At 46.4% G+C, this 4,243-nt stretch carries 1 protein-coding gene; it reads right to left on the reverse strand.

All coding sequences use genetic code 11. From position 1 onward, the window contains the following. Positions 1 to 228: 228 nt before the first annotated feature. The gene (locus tag DP116_RS27265; RefSeq protein ID WP_169158110.1) at positions 229 to 3,531 is read right to left on the reverse strand and encodes a phycobilisome rod-core linker polypeptide; all 3,303 of its coding nucleotides are present in this window, start codon (positions 3,529 to 3,531) and stop codon (positions 229 to 231) included. Positions 3,532 to 4,243: the final 712 nt, after the last annotated feature.

Below are 4,243 nucleotides of genomic sequence, written 5' to 3' on the forward strand. Positions count from 1 at the left end.
TTGTGAGGGTGTAGGGGGAAAAGAAGAATGAGAGAGGGGGCAGGGTGAAGACCAGAAGGGGAGAAACCAATCCACGTGAACTAATATTTCTCCGCACTACAACCGCTCCCTACTCGTGGGCTTCTTAGTTTTTTCTCCTACACCCTTATACCCCCACTCCCCTACACCCCTTCTTAGTCAATAATCAAGTATCCAAGAGTTTACGCTCTTGAATATTGACTATTGCACTTAATCAGCTGCCTTGACGCTACCAAGGTAGTTACCAGCACTTAAGAATGGGAACCGCTGGTATGGCACCACATTCTCACCGAAATACTGAGCATACTCAGAGCTATTGACAATCTCCTCGACAGCAGCTTTTATACCGCTATCTGCCAGTAAGTTGGTGTAATGGTGAATTTCCACCTGAGTTGCTGGCGCACGTCCCAACAGGTGACGGAAGAGGAACTCAACGACTTTGGTGTTGGGATAGGAAACGCAGAAACGCTGGCGATAGATTTCTGAACTCGCAAGTTCACTCACAAATTCTTTGACAGAAATTTCACCATTGCGCAGTCTGCTTTCCAACTCAGGATGGTGGAAGTGATCAGGAACTTGATCGCCATACACATCCATCACTTGACAGTAAATAGCGTTTAGAACCTGCTCCATCTCAGCTTGGTTTGCATTTGCTGTCATGCGGTAAATACGAGCTGGGTTGCGGCGGGTTGTATCCACATCAGCTTCAACCAACTGTCCCTGACTGGAGTTAAAAGAACGACCGACTTCAACAGGCTGCGGCTTACCATTGTCAATTTCACTGGATGTCGCTGCTGTGTCTGCGGTTGTCCTTATGCGCGGTTGCGCTGTCTCAAAGCTGGGGACAACAATATCCTGATTTTGCTTAGTGAGCTGGTTGTAGAGCTTTTGAGTGTTCGGGAAGTTCGCCGCTGGCAAGGTTGGGAAGCGGTTGTAAGGTACTGTATCTTCACCAAACGCTTCGAGATATTCCGGACTGTTGACCATTGCCCGGATAAAGGCGCGAATACCCTGAGTTGCAAGTATTTGATTGTACTTACGTATTTCCGCCTGATCAAGTGGGGCACGTCCCAGGAAGTGCTTGGTTCCTAGTTCGATGACCTTGGTGTTGGGGTATGGGGTGTAGAACTCTTTCTGGTATAGGCTAGAACAACCTAAACCTTCAATAAATTCTTTAACGGTGATTTCACCATTACCCAGCTTGCTTTGAAGCACTGTGAATTCGTTTTTGAGAATGTAGGGTTCAATATTGCGCTCGAAAATCTGACGGTAAGCAGCACCAATAACGATTCCCACCGCAACTTTGTCGTTGGTACCAGCTACCAACTTGAAGACTTTCGTTTGTTCGCGCTTCTTGGTGACGCCTTGGTTAATGCGGAACTGAATCTCGGGTTCTGTCCGCACTCCCTTAACACTACCAAGTTCGACAAATAGTGGAGTTTCTTCCTTCTCAATTTTCGGGGTGATATCTTCGCGGATGCTACCAACGCGCAGTTTCCGCGACGCTACACCACCAGGAGTCAGATACCGTTCATAAGGAACTGTATCTTCACCAAATGCCTCACTGTACTCTACGCTACCAATGATGGCGTCAACAACTGCGTAGAAGCCCTTCTTGGAGGCGATGTCAAAGTACTTGTTGTTTTCTTGACGACCGTAGGTAGGACGACCTAACAAGCGACGGTGGATGTACTCAATCGCCTTCATGACATACAGCGATGTCCAGTACATCTTCCGGAATAAATCTGACTTAGCCAAAGCGCGGATAAACTCCCGTACGGAGATATCACCGTTTTCCAGCTTAATTTCTTGCACTTTCAGCCGCTGACCGTCGTAAACATCGCGACCAAAAACTTGCAGGTAAGCCGCCCGAATCACCGCTTGGGTTGAGCTTTCCGAGTACTTGACACTGAGACCAGTTGGTGTCTTTTTACCTCTTGTACCAGGCAGTTGATCCAACTTGAACACCTTGGGACCTAGGGTACCAGGGTTCTCGCCCCGCGCTCCAGGATTGCTGTTTTGGTTATTAATTCCTGGTCCAGAGTGAATCAGGATGCGCTTGGTATCTTTACCAAAAGGAGCAGGACGAGTACTGGGGTTTCTGGTTTCTTTCGGGAAAATTGCCCCAAACTGAATTTCTAAGGGGTCGTTACCAGAACCATAAGGATGTTGGTCTGGTAGTGGTTGGTTATAAGCAGCAAAAGTTGTGATAAACTGTGGAACCTTGCGGAAAGGAGCACTGTAGTTAAACAGGTCTTGCTGTGGCCCCCAGTTACGACATTCTTGTGCTTCTTGACCAAGTCCCCGAATGTAAGGAACTGTTTCTTCACCGAAGTAATCACTGTATTCCTGAGAGTCTACCAGTGCATCGATTAAAGCTGACAGACCGCCTCGGGAAACGATGTCAAAGTACTTTTGTACTTCTTCTCGGCTACTTGGTCCGCGTCCCAAGAAGTGACGGAAAGCAAGCTCTAGGGCACGGCTGTTGATAAACGGCTGATAAAATTGTTTTTGGTAAAGCGGAGATTTGCCAAGGCGACGGACAAATTCTTTCATGGAGATAGTGCCGTTCTTCACCTGAGATTCCAGGTAAGAAATCGACTGACTGTAAGCACGGGTAATATCGCGCTCAAAAATTTGTCTATATGCCGCTTTTACAACTTCGTTTTTCTCCAGTGCTGACAACCCAGGCTTCATGACAAACTTGGGACGCCGTTCTGCCGCATTGAAGTAAATTTGAGGCAGTTCTAAGCCCTGTTGATCGCTTGAAGGACGTTGACGCAGTTTATTAGAAGGAGAGGGTGCTTTGAATTCTGTAATCAAAACATCCATGTACTGAGACACAATGTCCTTTGCCTCAGCATCCTGACGGAAATAGGAAAGCGCCGCAAGTTTGATTTCCTGCAAAGCAACAATTGTGGCTTCACCGGAACAGGCGTTTTCAATGATTTCTCTCAAACCACGCGTGTTGACAGCGATGATGCTGGGGTCACCAGCCACAATCGCGTAGGTAGCGTAGCGCAAAAACCACGACAAGTCCCGCAGGCTCTTAGCCATGTTTGCTGGACCATAACGGGCGACGTTGATTGGTCGGAAACCAGGAGGAGTCGGACCACTCGGTGAACTGTTAAAGACTGACCGCAAATTTTCTAAGAAACCACCACGACTTTCTACGTAAGTGACAGTTCCTAGTCTCATGGTATCTCTAACAGAAGCGGGTGCGCCAGCCATCACCACTTCTGGTTCCCTGGGCTTTTCTAGGAAAGACATTGGCGAACCACCAACAAAAATCCGGTTGGCAGCACGAGAGACAATAATCTCCGAATTTTCCGTGAGCGTCTGGGCGATTTCTAGACGCTTGACACCAGATGCAAAATACCTTGCCAGTTCACTTAACTCGCCAACTCCCAGAAAGCGGTCTTGTTGCTCTGCTTGGGAAATTGTTGATACTGCTAGGGTTTGATATAGTTGCGGACGCGCAACTGAGCTTCCACCACTTGCCTTAACACCCATCGGATTTGTAAAACTCCTATCATATTTTTTTTGTGTTAAGTCTGGGTTGCTTTTAGGCTTGACACATCGGTGCAGTTATGCGTTAAGACTGCTGCCCTCAAGACTGCCAAAAAAAATTAACCCAGTCAGCTTTTAGATTAGAACGTTTTGGCATTTCTCTGTGGCTTTATTAAGAAGTGTGTAGAAAGTAAAGCCAAGATGTATCAACTCCAAAAGCAGATGTTTAAACTTCTGTGAGAATATATTTAAGATTTGTATCATTTCTTGATAAAACGAGATTTCTTCTTTTGACATCAAATCCATCCGGTTGATTGGTTATCATTCACAGTTTCTACCTCACCCCGCCTACGGCACCCCTCTCCGAACTCGCGGAGAGGGGCTGGGGGTGAGGTTTTGACGACGAACACCACACAGATGCTCACAAGTCAATATATGTGTCAGTATCTGTGGTTTCATACAATCACTTGAAAAAAATTACAAGAGAGTTTAATAAAAAATGATGACACTGGTTTGGCGATCGCCCTTCTTTGTCCGAACGCTTCAACTAATGCCTCGTTCCCAGTTTCTGACTGATAATACTTATTAGTACTCACAGTCTCCCTTACTCGCAATCGCTAATTTTAGATTTGGAGTTGATCATGAAACAGGGTTTGCATTTACTGCTCGGAAAAACTTATCTAAACCTAGTTAAACCAGATTTAGCGTTCTCTTC

It is taken from the genome of Brasilonema bromeliae SPC951 (assembly GCF_012912135.1).
Taxonomy (GTDB): Bacteria; Cyanobacteriota; Cyanobacteriia; order Cyanobacteriales; family Nostocaceae; genus Brasilonema; species Brasilonema bromeliae.